This window comes from Rhodococcus sp. 21391 (assembly GCF_016772255.1).
Taxonomy (GTDB): domain Bacteria; phylum Actinomycetota; class Actinomycetes; order Mycobacteriales; family Mycobacteriaceae; genus Rhodococcus_F; species Rhodococcus_F opacus.
On record NZ_CP063781.1, the window covers coordinates 4746260 to 4762911 of the forward strand.

At 68.3% G+C, this 16652-nt stretch carries 18 protein-coding genes and 1 pseudogene; 6 read left to right on the forward strand and 13 right to left on the reverse strand.

Going from position 1 to position 16652, the window contains the following annotated elements; genetic code table 11:
• Window positions 1–51 precede the first annotated feature (51 nt).
• The 3 genes from GO592_RS22060 to GO592_RS22070 form a co-directional block, all read right to left on the reverse strand.
• Complete coding sequence (locus GO592_RS22060) at window positions 52–978, reverse strand: cation diffusion facilitator family transporter (protein WP_037204807.1); 927 nt, start codon at window positions 976–978, stop codon at window positions 52–54.
• A gap of 72 nt (window positions 979–1050) precedes the next feature.
• Entirely contained in the window at window positions 1051–2118 is a 1068-nt protein-coding gene (locus GO592_RS22065; RefSeq protein WP_172650171.1) for an FUSC family protein, read from the reverse strand.
• Between the two features lie 64 nt (window positions 2119–2182).
• The gene (locus GO592_RS22070; RefSeq protein WP_005260038.1) at window positions 2183–2599 is read right to left on the reverse strand and encodes a DUF3151 domain-containing protein; all 417 of its coding nucleotides are present in this window, start codon (window positions 2597–2599) and stop codon (window positions 2183–2185) included.
• A gap of 138 nt (window positions 2600–2737) precedes the next feature.
• On the opposite strand from GO592_RS22070, the gene GO592_RS22075 reads away from it, so the two are divergent.
• On the forward strand, window positions 2738–3898 hold the full coding sequence (locus tag GO592_RS22075) for an Rv0361 family membrane protein (RefSeq protein WP_202714969.1): 1161 nt from the start codon (window positions 2738–2740) through the stop codon (window positions 3896–3898).
• Window positions 3899–3957: 59 nt separating this feature from the next.
• On the opposite strand, the gene fbaA is transcribed toward GO592_RS22075, so the two are convergent.
• On the reverse strand, window positions 3958–4992 hold the full coding sequence (gene fbaA, locus GO592_RS22080) for a class II fructose-bisphosphate aldolase (protein WP_005260044.1): 1035 nt from the start codon (window positions 4990–4992) through the stop codon (window positions 3958–3960).
• Between the two features lie 204 nt (window positions 4993–5196).
• On the opposite strand from fbaA, the gene GO592_RS22085 reads away from it, so the two are divergent.
• Window positions 5197–5928, forward strand: coding sequence for a VTT domain-containing protein (locus GO592_RS22085; protein ID WP_337952677.1), 732 nt, complete (start codon window positions 5197–5199; stop codon window positions 5926–5928).
• A 24-nt stretch (window positions 5929–5952) separates the two neighbouring features.
• Window positions 5953–6618 (forward strand): DedA family protein, encoded by a 666-nt coding sequence (locus GO592_RS22090; protein WP_005260048.1) that lies wholly within the window; start codon window positions 5953–5955, stop codon window positions 6616–6618.
• Here the strand turns inward: GO592_RS22090 and GO592_RS22095 are convergent.
• The 5 genes from GO592_RS22095 to GO592_RS22115 all read right to left on the reverse strand — a co-directional run bounded on the left by GO592_RS22095 (window position 6615) and on the right by GO592_RS22115 (window position 11696).
• Complete coding sequence (locus tag GO592_RS22095) at window positions 6615–7751, reverse strand: GTP-binding protein (protein WP_202714971.1); 1137 nt, start codon at window positions 7749–7751, stop codon at window positions 6615–6617. The two genes, GO592_RS22090 and GO592_RS22095, sit on opposite strands and share 4 nt — an antisense overlap.
• Before the next feature lie 69 nt (window positions 7752–7820).
• A complete protein-coding gene (locus GO592_RS22100) occupies window positions 7821–9176 on the reverse strand; it encodes an LLM class flavin-dependent oxidoreductase (RefSeq protein WP_202714972.1) in 1356 nt (451 codons plus the stop codon).
• Between the two features lie 67 nt (window positions 9177–9243).
• Window positions 9244–10362 carry a glycoside hydrolase family 76 protein gene (locus GO592_RS22105; RefSeq protein WP_005238422.1) on the reverse strand — a complete coding sequence of 373 codons (1119 nt, stop codon included), beginning with the start codon at window positions 10360–10362 and terminating at the stop codon, window positions 9244–9246.
• 34 nt (window positions 10363–10396) lie between these two features.
• Window positions 10397–11086, reverse strand: a complete 690-nt coding sequence (locus GO592_RS22110; protein WP_202714973.1) for a TrmH family RNA methyltransferase — start codon at window positions 11084–11086, stop codon at window positions 10397–10399.
• Between the two features lies 1 nt (window position 11087).
• Window positions 11088–11696: a hypothetical protein gene (locus GO592_RS22115; protein WP_202714974.1), complete on the reverse strand. Its 609-nt coding sequence runs from the start codon at window positions 11694–11696 to the stop codon at window positions 11088–11090.
• 114 nt (window positions 11697–11810) lie between these two features.
• On the opposite strand from GO592_RS22115, the gene GO592_RS22120 reads away from it, so the two are divergent.
• On the forward strand, window positions 11811–12257 hold the full coding sequence (locus tag GO592_RS22120; RefSeq protein WP_005238418.1) for a hypothetical protein: 447 nt from the start codon (window positions 11811–11813) through the stop codon (window positions 12255–12257).
• Here GO592_RS22120 and GO592_RS22125 read toward each other — a convergent pair.
• Complete coding sequence (locus GO592_RS22125) at window positions 12241–12969, reverse strand: lysoplasmalogenase family protein (RefSeq protein ID WP_172650166.1); 729 nt, start codon at window positions 12967–12969, stop codon at window positions 12241–12243. The genes GO592_RS22120 and GO592_RS22125 overlap by 17 nt on opposite strands.
• 102 nt (window positions 12970–13071) lie before the next feature.
• On the opposite strand from GO592_RS22125, the gene GO592_RS22130 reads away from it, so the two are divergent.
• A complete protein-coding gene (locus tag GO592_RS22130; protein ID WP_037204817.1) occupies window positions 13072–13713 on the forward strand; it encodes a ScbR family autoregulator-binding transcription factor in 642 nt (213 codons plus the stop codon).
• A gap of 4 nt (window positions 13714–13717) precedes the next feature.
• On the opposite strand, the gene GO592_RS22135 is transcribed toward GO592_RS22130, so the two are convergent.
• Entirely contained in the window at window positions 13718–14011 is a 294-nt protein-coding gene (locus GO592_RS22135; RefSeq protein ID WP_172650165.1) for a hypothetical protein, read from the reverse strand.
• Between the two features lie 246 nt (window positions 14012–14257).
• Between GO592_RS22135 and GO592_RS22140 the strand changes: the two genes are divergently transcribed.
• Window positions 14258–15526 (forward strand): benzoate/H(+) symporter BenE family transporter, encoded by a 1269-nt coding sequence (locus tag GO592_RS22140; RefSeq protein ID WP_172650164.1) that lies wholly within the window; start codon window positions 14258–14260, stop codon window positions 15524–15526.
• Between the two features lie 4 nt (window positions 15527–15530).
• On the opposite strand, the gene GO592_RS22145 is transcribed toward GO592_RS22140, so the two are convergent.
• On the reverse strand, window positions 15531–16025 hold the full coding sequence (locus GO592_RS22145) for a J-domain-containing protein (protein ID WP_172650163.1): 495 nt from the start codon (window positions 16023–16025) through the stop codon (window positions 15531–15533).
• A 235-nt stretch (window positions 16026–16260) separates the two neighbouring features.
• Window positions 16261–16584: pseudogene (locus GO592_RS22155) on the reverse strand (ArsR/SmtB family transcription factor); the annotation flags it as partial.
• Window positions 16585–16652 lie beyond the last annotated feature (68 nt).

The window sequence follows — 16652 nt, forward strand, 5'->3', positions numbered from 1 at the left end:
TCGTCCCACAACGGTTTCCCGCCGCGTAACCGGACGAAACAGACAGGGCCCCTACCAGGTGACGTTCTCGGCGCAGTGGCGTCCGTTGGCGGTGGATTCCACCTGCACCGTGGCGTGGGAGAGCAGGTGGCTCTCGAGGACGGTCCGCGCCGATTCGAGGACGGCGGACGAGTCGGCGTCCGTGGTCAGGTGGACGGTGGCCACGTCCATTCCCGTCGTGAGCGTCCACACGTGGAGGTCGTGGACACCGGTGACCCCGGGCAGCGCTTCGAGGTCGGCCTGCACCGATTCGACGTCGACGTCCTCGGGAGACGCCTGCGTGAGGATGCGCAGCGACGCGGCGGCCAGTTTCATCGCCCGCGGCACCACCCACAGCGAGATGAGGACACCGACGATGATGTCGGCGTAGGTCCAGTCGAACGCCAGCACGACGCCGCCGGCGATGAGCACGCCGACGCTGCCGACGGCGTCCGCGAGCACTTCGAGGTATGCGCCGCGGACTGCCAGGCTGTCCTTGGAATCGGCGCGCAGCATCAGCATCACCACGAGGTTCGCGGCCAGTCCGACGGATGCGGTGAGGATCAGCGCCATGCCAGGAAGGTCGGGGGCGTCGCCGATGCGGGAGATCGCCTCGTAGAACACCCAGACCGCGACGGCGAGCAGCATCGCGGCATTGGCCATGGCCGTGAGCACTTCGGCGCGGTGCCAGCCGAAGGTCCGGGCCGCGGTGGCACTGCCTTTGCGTGCCAGGAGCAGTGCGACGAGACCCATCGACATTCCGACGACGTCGGTCAGCATGTGCCCGGCGTCGGCGAGCAGCGACAGCGAGTTGACGGTCAGACCGACGACGACCTCGAGAACGAGGAACGCGAGGAGGATGACGAGAGCGATCACCATGCGGCGGATCCGCCCCCGCGACGGGCCTACCTCACCGCTGCCTTGCGTGTTGCCGTGCGAATGGCCGTGACCGACTCCCATGGGTGAGCCTCCTCCCGAGTTGTGCCGATCATATGCGTACATGCGCATATGTTCAACAGCCTGCTCGGGCGGTCAGAGCTCGGGACGATAGGCCGGCTTCTCCACGGTCGGCGGCAGGGTGGCGATGGCCGAAATGCGCTTCAGCCCTGCGACCTGCAGAAGGTCGACGGTCAGCGACCGGATCTGCGCGAAGACCACCGTGGCCGACAGGCCCGCGTTCTCCACCAGTTCCGGTTTCAATCCCGACGCCACCGAACGGAGCACCCGCGCCGCCTCGGCCTGATCGGGTTGCTGACCGGGGTCCGCGAGCGCCATCTGCCGGAGGGTTTCCAAGGCGTGGGCGAGTTTCTCCACCTGGTCGACGAGCCGTGGGTTGAGAATCTCGTCGTCACGCACCAGCGTGAGCGAACGCCGCGCGAGAACCCGGATGTTGCGCAAGGCATTGTCGAGTGGGTCCGCGGCCGCGGTGAGTCGTTCGAGCCGGCCGCGGGTGTTCCAGTACAGCGGCGAGATGCGGCTGATCTCGCGGCCGCCCGCGAGGTGGGTTCGCAGCGTGTCGATGGACGCCTGCGTTGCCCGCGCCTTTTGGAGGGCCTTCTCGAGGGGCTTGTCGTCGTTGGCCACCAGACCGTCGGCCACCAGCTGCATCACTTCGGACGCCGTCCCGAGCACGTTCGCGGCGTACTTCCGCGCCCGCCCCACGGGATGCGTGGGAATCAGCGCGACGACGGCGATCCCCACCAGGCCACCGGTCAGAGCGTCCACCATGCGGTCGATACCTGCGGTGCCGCCGGGTGGCAGCAAAGTCGCCACGAGCACCGCGGAGTTACCCGCCTGCATCGAGAAGATCGGTCCGCTGTTCAGCAATACGGCCGCGGACATCGCCAGAATCACGACAAGGGTGATCTGCCAGGTACCGCTCCCGATCACGGAGACGATGAGGTCGCCGACCCCGATCCCGATCGTGACACCGGCCACCAACTCGACGGAACGGCGCAGGCGGGCGCCGAGAGACAGCCCCAGCGACACCACCGCGGCGATCGGTGCGAAGAACGGCGTCGGGTGACCGATCACCACCGTCGCCACCCACCAGGCAGCGCCGGCAGCGATCGCGCACTGCAGGATGGGCAGTGCCGACACCCGCAGTCGCTGGGCCGAAGTCCTCAGCCCGTCCCGGCCACGGACTTTCGCCGAGCTGAGGGCGTTAACCGACGCCAAGCGCTTCGGCAGCTCGGGGATCGCAGTCCTCGAGCAGATCGAGGCACCGCGCGTACTCGTCCGTTTCGCCGATGGCCTTCGCCGCCTTCGCCAGCACGGCGACGCACCGGAGGAAGCCGCGGTTGGGTTCGTGGCTGTAGGGAACCGGGCCGAATCCCTTCCAGCCGTTGCGACGCAACTGGTCCAGTCCACGGTGGTACCCGGTGCGCGCGTAGGCGTACGCCGCGATGGTCTCGTCGGCCTGGAGAGCCGCCTCGGCCAGGTAGGCCCATGCGATGGAGGCGGTGGGATGGGCGGCTGCGACGGAAGCCGGATCCTCGTGGTTCAACAGGGCCGATTCGGCCTCGTCGTCCCCGGGGAGCAGCGTGGGCTGTGGTCCGAGAAGGTCACCGAAAGACGTCATGCGCCTATTGTGCCCCCGCCGCAGTGCCGTCGCTGCGTCGGCCCGCGTCCACGACGCGCCCTGTCGTGGTCTCCGATGACGCACGATGTCGTTAGGCTGCCCCCAACGTTCATTTCTCTGCAGACCGAGGGGCAGCGCGTGCAGGACCCGAAGAAAGACGAATCGACTCAGAAGCCGGCCGCGGACACACCGTCCGGACCGGCAGCGGCAGGCACCACCGCCGGCAAGGGCACCGGCGGCGCCGACGCGACCGCGAAGCCTGCGAAGACCGCGCAGCCCGCGCAGCCCGCGCAGCCCGCGGCGGATGCAGAGCCCGCCGCACCGAAGTCGCCCGAGCCGAAGCCCCCGCAGAAGAAGGCCCCCGAGAAGGCGGCAGAGAAGAAGGCCGACGAGCCGCAGCCCGAACTGCCCACGCCTCCGGCACCGCGCCCACGAGCCGAGACACCTCAGGCCGGCCCGGACTCTGCCGCGAAACCCGCGGACAAGGCATCCGAGGCGGCCACCACCGCGATCCCGACGCAGAAGAGCGTGCCGACATCGGGCGACGCCGCGACCGTGAAGATGCACCGCGCACCGACCACGCAGACCCCGACGGTGCAGGGGCAGACGACACCGCCGTCGGACGACGAGACGGTCGCGATCCCCGTGACGAAACCCGCAGTCCCGGCGACGCCGCCGCCACCCCGACCTGCCGCCGCCCAGCCTCAGAACGCGCGGCCCGTGCCTCCGCCGCCCGCTCCCCCGAGGCCGGCGCCCGCTCCCCCGAGGCCGGCGCCCGCCCCGCCGAAGGCCGCACCGCAGCGGGTGCTGCCGCCCCAGCAGAGCGCGCCGCAGCGCGTCCCCGCGGCGCAGCAGCCCACGAAGAAGCACGGCAAGGCGTGGCTGTTCGCCGCGATCGCCGCCGGCGTCATCGTCGTCGCCGCCATCGCGGTCGCCGGTGTCATCGTCTACAACAACCAGGCCGAGAACTCCCCCGAGGCCCAGGTGCAGGGAACGATCGACACGTTCGTCGCGGCACTCACCCAGGGCGACCTGGCGACGCTGCGCACCAGCACCTGCGGCAGCCTCGCCGAGTACTACCAGGGCCTCTCGGATCAGGATTTCGCCGAGGTCCACCAGGTCGCCGTCGCGCAGCAGAACATTCCCGTGGTCGGCGGCGTCGACGCCGTGCAGATCACCGGCGACACCGCCATCGCCCAGGTGAAGGCCCACACGGCCGCCAATCCCAGCGAGCAGTCGTGGCGCACGTTCAACCTCGAGAAGGTCGACGGCACCTGGAAGATCTGCGACCCCCGATAAACGACTGTGCGCCTTTCCGGTAGCGGTGGCTACCGGAAAGGCGCACGAGCGCGAAGCGCCTATCCCGAGACGGAACGTCCCGCGGACTTGAGGTCGTTGCAGGCCTCGACGACGCGGGCAGCCATGCCGGCCTCGGCCTTCTTCAGGTAGCTGCGCGGGTCGTAGACCTTCTTGTTGCCGACCTCGCCGTCGACCTTCAGCACGCCGTCGTAGTTGCTGAACATGTGGCCCACGATCGGACGGGTGAACGCGTACTGGGTGTCGGTGTCGACGTTCATCTTGACGACGCCGTAGTTCAGCGCAGCCTCGATCTCCGACTTCAGCGAGCCCGATCCACCGTGGAAGACGAAGTCGAACGGCTGCGAGCTCTCGGGCAGCCCCAGCTTGGCGGCGGCAACCTTCTGGCCGGTCTCGAGCACCTCGGGACGCAGCTTGACGTTGCCCGGCTTGTAGACGCCGTGCACGTTGCCGAACGTCGCGGCCAGCAGGTACTTGCCGTTCTCGCCGGTGCCGAGGGCGTCGACGGTCTTCTCGAAGTCCTCGGGCGAGGTGTACAGCTTGTCGTTGATCTCGGCTTCCACGCCGTCCTCTTCGCCACCGACGACGCCGATCTCGACCTCGAGGATGATGTTGGCGGCCTTCGCCTTCGCGAGGAGTTCCTTGGCGATCTCCAGGTTCTCGTCGATCGGGACAGCCGAACCGTCCCACATGTGGGACTGGAACAGCGGGTTGCGGCCCGCCTCGACGCGCTGCCGCGAGATCTCCAGCAGCGGGCGGACGAACGTGTCGAGCTTGTCCTTGGGGCAGTGGTCGGTGTGCAGGGCGATCGTGACGTCGTACTTGGCAGCGATCACGTGCGCGAACTCGGCGAGCGCGACCGCGCCGGTCACCATGTCCTTGACGCCCAGGCCCGAACCGAACTCGGCGCCACCGGTCGAGAACTGGATGATGCCGTCACTGCCGGCGTCCGCGAAGCCCTTGATGGCGGCGTTGATGGTTTCGGAAGAAGTGCAGTTGATGGCGGGGAAGGCAAAGGAGTGCTCCTTGGCCCGACCAAGCATCTCGGCGTAGACCTCGGGAGTCGCGATTGGCACGGCGGCAGTCCTCCATTAAGAGTCGATTTCGGCGCGCGCGATCAGCGCAGCGCGCGATGTGGTCCTAGCAGTATGGCAATACCGGTAGCGTACGTCTCCCGGTGGCTGTCGCGGCACCCCGTTTCGGCAGGCCCACGACCCGGCCGAAACTCCATGACCTGCAGTATTCCGTCAGTCGGGGAATACGCCGGTACGCTGAGGGCCGTGATTGTGCAGGCAGCATCGGATTCCGTGACCAACCTCGCGTTGTTGCCGGGATTCCTCGACCCGGTGAACCTCCTCAACTCCTTCGGCACGTGGGTGCTCGTCGGACTTCTCCTGGTCGTCTTCATCGAGTCGGGATTGCTGTTCCCCCTGCTCCCCGGCGACTCGCTTCTCTTCACCGCGGGACTCATCGCGGCGTCGAAGTCGACGGAGATCGAACCGTTCGCCCCCATCTGGGCGCTACTGGTTCTGATCCCCATCGCCGCGATCCTCGGCGACCAGGTGGGCTTCTTCATCGGCAGCAAGGGCGGTACCGCCCTGTTCAAGCACGACGACGCGCGGTTCTTCAAGAAGAAGTACATCGACGAGTCGCACGCCTTCTTCGAGAAGCACGGTCCGATCACCATCATCCTGGCCCGCTTCGTTCCGATCGTGCGCACGTTCGCGCCGGTCGTCGCGGGTGCGTCGCGGATGAAGTACTCGCTGTTCCTGACGTACAACATCGTGGGCGGCATCCTGTGGGGCGTCGGCGTCACGCTGCTCGGCTACCTGCTCGGTCAGATCGAGTTCATCCGCGACAACGTCGACATCATCTTCCTGCTGATCGTCTTCGTGTCCGTCCTTCCGATCATCCTCGAGGTGGGCAAGCGCGTCGTGAAGTCGCGGCAGAGCGCGGGCGCCACGACCGAGGACGCGCAGCCGGTCACCACACCCACCGATCCGACCTCCTGAAGCCGATCGAGTAGCGCACTGACGATGGTCACCACGGCAGCAGGCACCTTCGGGCCTCTCGTCTCGGCGGGCCCAGCGCTGGTCTGGATCGTCGTCCTCGCGTTCGTGTTCATCGAGTGCGCGGTGATCCTGGGCCTGTTCCTGCCCGGCGACTCGATGCTGATCACCGCCGGAATCGTGCTGGCCAACCATGCATCGGGCGCCGGCCACGTGTGGGCGTTGTCGGTCGGCGCGATGATCGCCGCCATCTGCGGAAACCAGGTGGGGTACGTCATCGGTCACCGCACCGGCAACCGCATCCTCGCCCGCAAGGGCGGGAAGTATCTCAACTACACCAACCTGCACAAGGTCAACGTCCTGCTGGAGAAGCACGGCTTCTGGGCGGTCCTCATCGCCCGCTGGATTCCGTGGGTCCGCACCCTGTGCCCGCTGGTCGCCGGTGCGGCCAAGATGAACCACACCAAGTACACGATCGCCAGCACCATCGGCGCCATCTTCTGGGCACCCGTACTGCTGCTCATCGGCTTCTACTTCGGCTCGTTCCTGGACCGGGTGTCGTGGCTGATGCCGGCCGTGCTCGCCGGGATGGTCGCGCTGCTGGTGATCGGCACCGTGCTCGGGGTGTGGCACTACCGGCAGGAGATGGCGCGGCCGCCCGAAGAAGTGGCCGTCGAAGAAGTTCTGGACTAATGCCGATGCACCGCGTCCCACGCGGGCAGCGGGTCGTCGAACCGAACCCAAGCCGCCGGCCCTGACGCCAGCTCGTCGTCGGTGAGAAGCGCCGGATCCAGGATGCGCCGCGGACCGTCGGGGTCGAGGCGGACACCGATGAACACGATCTCCTGCCCCGGTGTCTCGTCCGCGGACGCCCACAGCTGGGCCGGCTCGATCACCAGGTTCGGACCGGCCTGCGACCAGACGGCGGCGAGGTCGGGGCGGCTCGCGATCCAGCAGAAGCCCTTGCTCCGGAGCAGGCCGGTGAACCGTCCCAGCGCCCGCTCGAGCCGGGCCGGGTGGAACGGCCGCGACGCCCGGTAGGTGACGCTGCGGATGCCGTATTCCTCGGTCTCCGGGGTGTGGCCCCCGGCCAGTTCCTCGGCCCAGCCGGGCAGCTCGGCCGCGACGTCCGGGTTGTACAGGCCGGTCCCGAGAACCTCGCCGAGATCCACGACGCCGCGCGTGGTGCGCAGCAGTGTCGCGGTGGGGTTGAGCCTGCGCACGGTCGCCTCGACGGCACCGGCGGCGCCCTCGCTCACCAGATCCGCCTTGTTCAGCAGGATGACGTCGGCGAACTCCACCTGGTCGACGAGCAGGTCGGAGATGCTGCGCTCGTCGCCCTCCCCGGCTTCGAGGTTCCGGTCGTCGAGCCGCTCGCCCTTGGCCAGCTCACCGAGGAACGTCGATGCATCCACGACCGTCACCATCGTGTCGAGTGCGGCCACCGAACCGAGACTGAACCCGTCCTCGAACTCCCAGTCGAACGTGGCGGCGACGGGCATCGGCTCGGAGATGCCGGTGGATTCGATGACGAGGTGGTCGAACCGGCCCTCCTGCGCCAGCCGCGCAACGGCCTCTACGAGGTCTTCCCGCAGGGTGCAGCAGATGCAGCCGTTGGTGAGCTCGACGAGTTTCTCCTGCGTCCGGTCCAGGTGCCCCTGCCCGGCGACGAGGGCTGCGTCAATATTCACATCGCTCATGTCGTTGACGATGACGGCGACGCGCCTGCCGTCCCGGTTCGCGAGGAGGTGGTTGAGCAGGGTGGTCTTGCCCGCGCCGAGGAAGCCGGACAGGACGGTGACGGGGAGCGGCCGGGTGACAGTCATCCCGAAATGATAACTGTTTTCATTAAGGTCGATTGTCGCGGGCTCCCGAGCGGACGCCGGCGGCCGCGCCTACAGCGCGACGGCGCCGGACGTGTCCGCGTACTGACTCTCGGGGCGGGGCAGACCGAAGTGGTCGCGCAGTGTGGCGCCCGAGTACTCGGTGCGGAACAGCCCGCGTTCCTGCAGGATCGGGACCACCTTCTCTGCGAACACCTCGAGACCGCCCGGGTAGTACGGCGGCATGACGTTGAAACCGTCCGCCGCGCCCTGCGTGAACCATTCCTCGATGGTGTCGGCCACCTGCACCGGCGTCCCGACGACGACCCGGTGCCCGCGCGCACCGGCGAGACGGTGCAGCAATCCGCGCAGGGTCGGGTTCTCCCGCTCCGCGATCCCGGCGATCACCTGCAGTCGACTCTGCTGGTTGTCCGTGACGTCGCCGGCGTCCCCGAACAGTCCGGCAGGCACGGGGGCGTCGAGATCGAGGTGGCGCACGCTCGAACCCGTGAGGCTCTCGAGCTGGGCGAGCCCGTACTCGGGCGACGTGAGTTCGTTGAACTCCCGCTCCAGGTCGCGGGCCTCGGCCTCGGTGTCGCCGAGGAACGGGCTGATGCCGGGCAGGATCTTCACGTGATCGGGGTTGCGACCGTACTGCGTCGCGCGCTGCTTGACGTCCGCGTAGAACGCCTGCCCGTCGGATAGCCGCTGGTGCGCGGTGAAGATGGCCTCGGCGTACTGGCCCGCGAACGCGCGACCCTCGTTGGACGCACCCGCCTGCACCAGCACCGGGTGTCCCTGCGGGGAGCGTGGCGCGTTGAACGGTCCCCGCACCCGGAGGTGGCGCCCCACGTAGTTGATCTCGTGAATCTTCGACGGGTCCGCGTAGATGCCTTCGGTTCTGTCGATCAGGATGGCGTCGTCTTCCCAGCTGTCCCACAGCTTGACCGTCGCGTCGACGAACTCCCGCGCCCGCGCGTAGCGGGCGGCGTGATCGGGGTGGCCGGCCAGCCCGAAGTTGGCGGCCGCCAGGTCGGTTCCGGTGGTCACGATGTTCCAGCCGGCCCGGCCACGGGAGATGTGGTCGAGGGACGCGAACAGCCGCGCCAGATTGTAGGGCTCGAAGTACGTCGTGGACGCGGTCGCGATCAGGCCGATCCGTTCGGTGGCGGTCGCGATAGCGGTCAGCAGTGTGATGGGTTCGAGTGCTCCGGCGGCGCCGTGCTCGACGTCGCTGCGCAGGGCCGGACCGTCGGCGAAGAAGATCGCGTCCAGCTTCGCCGCCTCTGCGGTCCGCGCGATGTCCTGGAAGTAGGAGACGTCGTACAGCCGCTCTGGCGTCGTGAGCGGGTGGCGCCACGCCGACTCGTGGTGCCCGGCCGGGTAGATGAACGCATTGAGACTCAGCTGCCGCTGTTGATCTGACATAACGAACTGTCTAACAGCGCCGAATCGAGGGCGATACGGTTAAGTTTCGCGTGATTCGAACCGCACCCTATCGCCGCGGATACCCCGCCGCGGATACCATGTGCGCGGCCTCCATCAGCATCCAGCCGCCGAGTTGGACGGACATGTCGCGTTCCGGGATCCCGGACGACCGCACGGTGCCCCCGGTGAACGTGGCGATTCCCCCGCCCATCCCCGGCAGCTGCGCCTGCTTGGTCCAGTCGTGGCCGAACAGCGGCTGCCCCTCGATCTGCAGGCGGTTCTCCCAGGCCGATTCCGCGGAGGTCAGCACGAGCTGGGCGGCGATCTCCCGGGCCCGGATGTCGGCGGGCGACTCCCAGGGCAGCATCACCGCGGTCAACGCCAGATACCGCGCGAGGATCCCGTTGAACAGGCCGCCGTCTCCCCCACCGCCGCCATCGATGACGCCGTGGGGTGCGAGATGCTCGTCGATGGCGTCGACCAGCCGATGGGTCCGGTTGCGGTGCCGCGGCGAACCGAGGCGCACGGCGAGTTCGGTTTCGAGGCCGAGCACGACGCCCTGACAGTACGAGTAGACGTTCCTTTCGATTTCACCGCCCGGGTGGATGCCGTCGACGATCAGGTTGGTGTGCACGTCCCGCAGCGTGTCGTCGATCCAGTCGGCCGTGGCCTGGGCGCGCCACAGCTTTCCGGTGCGGGCCAGCATGATCCCGGCGGGTCCGTTGGCGGGCGCGTTGTAGAAGTTCGAGCCCTTCCGCCAGGGGATGCCGCCTCCGGCTTCGGGCGCCCAGGCGTCGAACAACTGGGATTCGAGCGCCTGCACCGCACTTCTGTTGTCTATGAAGTGCATTCGCTGGGCGCGCTCGAGGGCGATCCCCAGCCAGGCCATGTCGTCGTAATAGTTGTTGGTCCAGCCCGACAGGTTCCGCAGACGGTGGCTGCGCGCCAGTTTCACGATGCGACGGCGACGGCGCGGCGTGGGGTCGCGTTCGAGCGCGTCCACGGCGCAGTCGAGCAGGTGTGCCTGCCACCAGTAGTGCCAGCTGAGGAACAGTCGCTCGCGCCGGACCGGCGGCCAGGCGACGACGCCCAGGGCGGTGCCCGGTAGCGCCCACAGCCGGCGAAGGTGCCTGCTCACCACCGCTTCTTCAGCGGCGTCCGCGCGCGCCGACCACGAGTCCTGCATAAGAGTTGATCTTGCCTATTCGCCGGGGGTTCCGCTACCAGGCGCGGTCGAGGTCGGCGTGCTGACGCACCCACGCGTGCATGGCGATTCCCGCGGCGACGCCCGCGTTGATGCTGCGGGTGGAACCGAACTGGGCGATCGACACCGTCATCGCCGCAACCTCTTTCGCCTGGTCCGTGACTCCCGGCCCCTCCTGGCCGAACAGGAGCACGCAGTCGCGGGGCAGACTCGCCGTCTCGAGCGGGACGGATCCGGGCGTGTTGTCGACGGCCACGATGGTGAGACCCCGCTCACGTGCGAACTCGACGAGGCCGTCGACGTCCGAATGGTGCAGGACGTGCTGGTACCGATCGGTGACCATGGCCCCGCGGCGGTTCCAGCGTCGACGTCCCACGATGTGGACCGCGGCGGCGGCGAACGCGTTGGCGGTGCGCACCACCGTCCCGATGTTGGCGTCGTGCCCGAAGTTCTCGATGGCCACGTGCAGCGGGTGGCGACGGCTGTCGATGTCCGCGACGATCGCTTCCCGCGTCCAGTACCGGTAGGCGTCGACCACGTTGCGGCGATCGCCGCCGGCCAGCAGTTCGGGGTCGTACCGCGGGTCGGCAGGGACCGGGGTGTCGTGTTCCTCGGTCCACGGACCGACGCCGTTCGGGTTGTCCCCCCATTCGGTGGGACCCGCCTCGGCGATTTCGACCTGGCCGGTCTCGACTCCGCTCACCATGTCAGAACGTCTTGTTCGAATCGGGAGCGACGGTGAAGCCGTGCGACGTCTCGTCGTTGGTGCACGTGACGGCCGTGGCCGTGGTGCTGCACGTGTAACCGAGCTTGGACAGCTTCGCCCCGGCGGGCAGGGCCGCGTCCGGTTCGTCGCCGCCCGACGTGTAGACGAGGCCCCCGGCGCACATGAACGACGCCTCGCCGTTTTTCTCGACGCGAATGCCGTGTCCCCAGTCGACCATGCAGTCGGCCGGCCGCGGCGGCACCGGGCTGGTCGACCCTTGGCATCCGGCCTCGGTGCGGTTCGGCAGCTTGATGATGCCGCATTGGAACCCGCCGTCCGGGGACGTGAAGAAGTACGACTCGTTGTGCTCGTAGGGGACGTCGACGAGCGTCGTGGTCGGCGCTTCCGTCGTCGTGGGCGGCGGCGCAATCGTCGTGGTGGTGGTGGTGGTGGTCGTCGGCGGAACCGTGGTCGTGGTGGTGGTCACAGGAGCCGCGACAGTCGTCGTGGACGTCGGCGGAGCCACCGCGTCCGAGGACCCACCACACCCTGCGAGCATCATGGCCGAGCCAATGCTCAGACACACCAACGACACCCGACGCCACGCCATACGGCCACCTCCACACATGCTTTCCTGCTGCCGACACTGCACTCTAACGGCAGTGCGGCGGCGGGGTCGCTTCGGCGAGGCCGGGACGGGCTAATCTGGAGGTGGAGGCAATCGATGAATCATCAGCGCATCGTGCGGACGGTCTGCTTCGTCACGGTCGGCTACGTCATCGTCCTCGCCGTCTGGCTGGGATGGTTGATCGAGCACACGCCGCCGGCCACCATCCCGTACCAGATCATGGGATTGGTCGCCGCCTTCGGCTCGGCGCTGGGATTCGGGATGATGGCGGCCGAACGGCCCAGCCGCGCCGACCGCCAACTCGAACGGCACGGACTCGAAGGCTGGGCCCGCATCGAGCACGTCACTCCGTTGCGCCGCACTCCCGACAACGGGGAGCTCACCGAACTGGACCTCCGGCTGACCGTGCCCGGATCGGAGAGCTACGCCGGACGCGTCGTCTACGAGGTGCGGCGGGAGAACGCGACACGCTTCCTGCCCGGCGAGACGATCACCATCCTCGTGGACCCGAAGGACCGGGACCACATCATGCTCTGCCCGTGATCCGGCGACGACCGAGCGCGAGCATCCCCTCGACGAGCAGCAACTGGGCCGCCGCGTAGCTGGCGAGGATCACGCCTTCCGCCACAGCCCTCCCCCGCTCGCCTCGGATGAACAAGCGCCGCAACACGATCAGACCGTCGGAGGCGGTGAACAGCATCCCGCCCGCGCCGAGCCAGCTGCGACGGTCGGTTCCCGGCACGGCCACATTCGCGACGACGTCCGCGCCGGGCGCGAGGGACGGATCGGCCGACAGGGTCGACGTGGTGCCGAGCAACGACCCGTACGCGGTCAACGGCGCTGCGACCTCCTTCGCCCGCCCCCGCAGCAGTGCCGCCGCGCCCGCCCAACCGGCGAGCCGGGGAAGCAATGCGGGCGCGGTGGGCCGGGCGCCCCGGCGCAGCAACAGCGCGGAATAGCCCACTTGCATGACGGCGAACGAGGACGCACCGCGCACGAGACGGGCGTCGTCGTCGGGATCGATCATGAAGACGTCACCCACGGTCGCGGCCGTGAGACCGGCGAGGAGGAGTGCGATGTCGGCCGGGTCCGTGTCTGCACGCCGCCGCAGGACACGGGCGGCGAGCGCGGGTGCGATCAGCGGTTTCGCGGCCTGCTGCAACCGTTCACGCCCGGTGACGGCCCCGACGACGGTGGCCAGCGTCGCACCGGCGAACACCGCATGCTCGACACCCCAGCTGTTCTTCGACTTCACGTCTTCCTCCCACACTTGCGGACGTGCCGAGGTTACCGGCCCGAAAAGTGGTTGACTCGAGAGTGGACGCGACGGACAATCCGCGATTGTGAGGCACAGGTGATGGCAAAACAGGCGCGCGCGGCAGCCACCCGCCATCAGGTACTCGAGGGTGCGGCACTGAGCTTCGAGAAGCTCGGGTACGGCGGCGCGAGCCTGAGCGGAATCCTCTCCTATGCCGATGTGACGAAGGGCGCCTTGTACTTTCATTTCGAGTCCAAGGAAGCGCTCGCCTGGGCGGTGATCAAGGAACAGCACGCCATGGCGATGCTGGCGGCGCAGCGAGTGCTCGCGACGGCGCAGTCACCGATGGAATCGATCCTGTTGTGCGCCAAGGAGATGGCGCGCCAGTTGCTGACCGAGCCCATCGTGCGGGCGGGTGTGCGACTCACCCTGGAACTCGGTACGTCCCGCGGCCCGGCCACCGACCCCTACATCGACTGGACCGACACCCTCGTCGCACTCGCGGGCAAGGCGCGGGAGGCAGGAGAACTGCGCGCGACCGTCGACCCCGCGGCACTCGCCCGGTTCCTGGTCAGTTCGTTCACCGGCATGCAGTTGGTGTCCGAGGCGCTGACCGGACGTTCCGACCTGTACGAGCGCCTGGCCGACATGTGGGCGTTGCTCCTGCCCTCGATCGCGTCGCCGGACATGTTGCCCCGGCTACTCGAACTCGCAGCACTGCGCGACGACGTCGCATCCTGACGAATCAGACGCCGCCGGGAGTCGGCTCGGGAGTGTCCGGCGCCGGATGCGGCAGATCGAGCGGCTGCGACTGCGTCGGCACCGTCTGGACGACGGCGATCCGCGCACCGTCCGGGATGGCATCGACCGTGCAGATCGTTCCGAAGATGCCGAGCCCGCCGAACAACGCGAGCAGACCGTAGGCCAGGAACGTCGACGTCCGTTCGACGGCGGATCGCGGTTCGCGTTCCGCTGCCACCGTGGGGCGCCGCGCGTAGACGGTGCCTCGCTCTCGGGGAATTCGGGTGAGTTCAGCCATGTGGCCCTTCTTCGCATGGTTCGTCGGTGCGGGGTGGTGGCGGGTCGACGCCTTCGAGTCTGTCGCGATGGCGCCCGAGTGTCGTTCACCCCAGGGATGGAAAGCACCCCACCCAGGGTTCGACGGCCCGCCGTGCAGCCCCGGGACGCGAGTGGTTACAATCCAGACCACACCCGGAATGTACGCATTGCGACGGCCATGACCGCTCTGCGTACAGTACGAGCATCGCCCGAGCAGGAAGGCCTCATGACGACCACCGAGGAACCGACCCGCAGCGAAGACGTGCGGACCCGCCCCCCTCGCTTCGAGAGCCCGCCGTGGCCGCCGGCGGGTCTGCGCCGTCTGATCGGCGACCTCGGCGGGACCTACGCCGCCAACGGTCTGATCGGGCTGATCTTCTCCGCGACGGGTCCCGTCGCCGTGATCCTGGCCGCCGGCTCCGCGGGCGGACTGTCGCCCCAGCAGATGGCGTCGTGGATCTTCGGTGTCTTCTTCCTCAACGGAATCCTGACCGCCCTCGCCAGCTGGCTGTACCGCCAGCCGCTCGCGTTCTTCTGGACGATCCCCGGCACGATCATCGTCGGCGGTTCGCTCACCCACCTGTCGTGGCCGGAAGTGCTCGGCGCGTTTCTGGTGACAGGGCTCCTGATCCTCGCCCTCGGCCTGACCGGGCGGGTGCGTCAGGTCATGGCGATGCTCCCGATGCCGATCGTCATGGCCATGGTGGCCGGCGTCTTCCTGAAGTTCGGCACCGACCTGGTCCACGCCGTGGGAACCGATGCGGCCGTCGCCGTTCCGATGGTCGTCGTCTTCGTCGTCCTCGCATCCCGCGCCGCGTTCGGCCGGTGGATGCCGCCGATCCTCGGCGCACTGCTCGTCGGGGCGGCCGCGGTCGCGGTCACCGGCCGCTTCCACCCGACCGGTTCGAGTACACCGTGGATCGCGGCACCGATGTTCCAGGCGCCGCAGTTCACCTGGCAGGCGATCACCGAACTGGTCGTGCCGTTGGCGATTACGGTCATCGTCGTGCAGAACGGTCAGGGCGCGGCCGTGCTGACGTCCACCGGCCACAAGCCGCCGATGAACGTCGGCACCGTGCTGTGCGGGGCCTGGTCCCTCGCCACCTCCGTCGTCGGAGCCGTCTCGACGTGCCTGACGGGCCCGACCAACGCCCTGCTGGTGGCGTCGGGGCAGCGCACCAGGCAGTACACGGCGGCCGTCGTCTGCGGGCTGCTCGCCATGGTCGTCGGCCTGTTCGCGCCGCTGTTCGTTCAGCTGATGCTGGCCACCCCGGTCGCGTTCGTCGCGACGCTCGGCGGACTCGCGATGCTCCGCGCGCTGCAGGGTTCGTTCGTCGCCGCGTTCAGCTCCCGGCACACACTCGGCGCGCTCGTGACCTTCCTCGTGACCGTGTCGAACGTGCAGTTCCTCAACGTCGGGGCTGCGTTCTGGGGGCTGCTCGCCGGACTGCTCGTGTCCCGGGTGATGGAATCGGGTGACTTCCGGAAGGGATGATCCGTCACCGTTTCCGTCGCCACCACCGTCTGCCGGCCGGGGGCGGATCGTCGGGTTCCGGGGTCGCCGTCACCGGCGGCTTCCGCGCCGGCCGGTTCTGCTGCCGCCAGGTCGCGACGACCTCGTTCGCGTCGACCGGACTGACCGGGATCCGTGGGCCGGAGGGTGCCCGCAACCAGGCGACGATCTGCAGGTTGAGCTGGGCCACCACGTCCCGCACCGACTGCTCCGACGGCAGCCCACGGATCGTGTCGGGCAACCGCTCGATCTCCTTCCGCAGCTGCAGCGGCGTCGGGAGCAGCGAATCGGTGGGCAGATTCTCGCGCCGGAGATAGTTCTTCACCCACCACAGTTCGTCGTCGACATCGCCCGCCGGAATCGGTTTACCCGAGCCGGGGAGATCGTCGAAGTCGCCGCGCTCCTGAGCCAGCCGGATCTGTTTGTCGATCCAGCTCTCGAAGCTCACCCCGGGAGGTTTGCGCTCTGTCACGGACGCCATTCTTCCAGGACCCGGTTCAGCCCGCCCCGGTGTCGGCTCCCGTGTAGAACGCGGTCGTGCGAACGCCGGCCGCGGTCGCGGCACCCTCCGGCGTCCCGAACGCGATGCTTGCGTCTCGCCATTTCTCACTGCTCGCCGTGATGAACTCCTTGCCCTCGCCGGTTATCGACCAGGCCTCGCTCGCCTTCGGGTCCATCGACTCCCCGGCCGGATCTCGTCCGTCCTCGCCGGACAGTCGTTTCTCGCGTCGCCCGCGCGCGATCTCGGTGGCCAGCGCGTCGAGCCGCGGCGTCCAGAAACGCCGGAACTGGCCGAGCCATGCGTCGATGTCACGGAGCGGTTCCGCCTTCACCGCGTACAGCCTGCGCGGACCGTCAGTCCGAACGGTGGCGAATCCGTTCTCCCGCAACACCTTCAGGTGCTGAGACACGGCGGGCTGGGAGATGCCGAACTCGGCACGGATGACGTCACTGACGGCGCCGGACGTCTTCTCGTCGGCCGCGATCAGTTCGAGGATCCGACGACGGACCGGATCGCCGAGAACGTCGAAGGCGTGCATGCCGCCACTATTTCAGCGACGGCTTATATAAGTCAAGACGCAAATAAAACGCAATCGCTTGCCAATGT

Coding starts and splice junctions, on each gene's coding strand:
- GO592_RS22060 (WP_037204807.1), bottom strand. CDS start 978: ATGGGAGTCGGTCACGGCCATTCGCACGGCAACACGCAAGGCAGCGGT.
- GO592_RS22070 (WP_005260038.1), bottom strand. CDS start 2,599: ATGACGTCTTTCGGTGACCTTCTCGGACCACAGCCCACGCTGCTCCCC.
- GO592_RS22090 (WP_005260048.1), top strand. CDS start 5,953: ATGGTCACCACGGCAGCAGGCACCTTCGGGCCTCTCGTCTCGGCGGGC.
- GO592_RS22095 (WP_202714971.1), bottom strand. CDS start 7,751: ATGACTGTCACCCGGCCGCTCCCCGTCACCGTCCTGTCCGGCTTCCTC.
- GO592_RS22100 (WP_202714972.1), bottom strand. CDS start 9,176: ATGTCAGATCAACAGCGGCAGCTGAGTCTCAATGCGTTCATCTACCCG.
- GO592_RS22105 (WP_005238422.1), bottom strand. CDS start 10,362: ATGCAGGACTCGTGGTCGGCGCGCGCGGACGCCGCTGAAGAAGCGGTG.
- GO592_RS22110 (WP_202714973.1), bottom strand. CDS start 11,086: ATGGTGAGCGGAGTCGAGACCGGCCAGGTCGAAATCGCCGAGGCGGGT.
- GO592_RS22115 (WP_202714974.1), bottom strand. CDS start 11,696: ATGGCGTGGCGTCGGGTGTCGTTGGTGTGTCTGAGCATTGGCTCGGCC.
- GO592_RS22120 (WP_005238418.1), top strand. CDS start 11,811: ATGAATCATCAGCGCATCGTGCGGACGGTCTGCTTCGTCACGGTCGGC.
- GO592_RS22130 (WP_037204817.1), top strand. CDS start 13,072: ATGGCAAAACAGGCGCGCGCGGCAGCCACCCGCCATCAGGTACTCGAG.
- GO592_RS22135 (WP_172650165.1), bottom strand. CDS start 14,011: ATGGCTGAACTCACCCGAATTCCCCGAGAGCGAGGCACCGTCTACGCG.
- GO592_RS22140 (WP_172650164.1), top strand. CDS start 14,258: ATGACGACCACCGAGGAACCGACCCGCAGCGAAGACGTGCGGACCCGC.
- GO592_RS22145 (WP_172650163.1), bottom strand. CDS start 16,025: ATGGCGTCCGTGACAGAGCGCAAACCTCCCGGGGTGAGCTTCGAGAGC.